At 77.8% G+C, this 1,199-nt stretch carries 2 pseudogenes; one reads left to right on the top strand and one right to left on the bottom strand.

The window, feature by feature from the left end:
• A pseudogene (locus GY24_RS18145) lies at positions 1-132 on the bottom strand (ROK family protein); the annotation flags it as partial.
• Between the two features lie 34 nt (positions 133-166).
• Here GY24_RS18145 and GY24_RS17235 point away from each other — a divergent pair.
• A pseudogene (locus tag GY24_RS17235) lies at positions 167-1,199 on the top strand (hypothetical protein); the annotation flags it as partial.

Raw genomic sequence — 1,199 nt, 5'->3', positions numbered from 1 at the left:
GCCGACAGCGCCCGTCCCGTGCCGGCGTTGTTGCGGTGGCACGGCGGGCACGATCTCCGTCTGCAGGCGGAGCAGGGGCAGGAAGTCGGCGTAGTTCTTGGAGACGCCGCCGCCGACGATGAAGAGGTCGGGCGGCGCCCGATCATTCTGATCGGCCCTCGGAGCCGTGACGGCCGCCGAGCGCGCCCGCGCGGCATTGCGCGCCGCCGAGGACGCGGTCGCGCAGGCGCAGTCCACGTTCGCGGCCCTGCCCGGCGCCCCGGAGAGCACCGCCCCCGTAGAACTGGCCAGGCTCATCGAGTCGGCGACGCAGGAACAGGGCGCCGTCAACGAGACGCTGGCGCTGGAGCGCGAGCTTCCGGCGCTGCACAATGCCCAGGAGCAGCACGCCCGGGAGCACACGGCGGCCGAGACGGCCCTGGCCGAGGCCGTCGAGCGCTCCACCGCGCTGCCGGCGTTGATCGCGGCCGACACGGCGCGCCTGGGCGAGCTGCGGTTGGCGGCGGCGCGGCTCGACCCGGAGTCCGCCGAGCGGGACCGCCTGGCGGCGACGCTCGCCCAAGCCCAGCGGGTGGCCGCCCTGCAGCCCGAGCTCGCGGAGGCCCGCGCGCGGGAGTTCGGGGCCGGCCAGGAGAGCACGGCGGCATCCGCCAGGCTCGACCGGCTGCGGGCACGACGCCTGAGCGGGCATGCCGCCGAGCTCGCCCTCGAGCTGCGCTACGGCGAGCCCTGCGCCGTCTGCGGCGCCCGCGAGCACCCGCACCCGGCCGCCGCCTCCGCCGACGCGGTGGGCCCGGACGACATCGCCGCCGCCGAGGACGAGCTGGCCGAGCGCCGCGCCGTCGCCGACACGGCACGCGAGGCCGCCCACGCCCTGGACTCCGAGCTCGCCGCGGCGACGGCCCTCGCCGGCACGCTGCCCACCCAGCTGCTCGAGGCCAAGATCCTGCTCGCCGAGACATCGGTGGCGCTGGCCGCGGCCGCAGCCGCCGAATCCGACGAGCTGGCCGCCACACTCGGCGAGCACCATGCCGAGCTCGCGACGCTCACCGCGGCGGTGGCCGCGTGCCGCGAGACCCTCGCCCGCGCCGCCGCCGCCTCAACCGCGGCGCGCACCCGCAGCGAGGCGGCCGAACAGCGCGTGGCGGAGCAGCGCGCCGGCTATGTCACGATCGCGGCCCGCGCCGAGGCGCTCGCCC

Source organism: Microterricola pindariensis (assembly GCF_002936985.1).
GTDB classification, from domain to species: Bacteria; Actinomycetota; Actinomycetes; order Actinomycetales; family Microbacteriaceae; genus Microterricola; species Microterricola pindariensis.
Note: the sequence above shows the minus strand (reverse complement) of the source record. Positions and strands in the feature narration are given on the sequence as shown.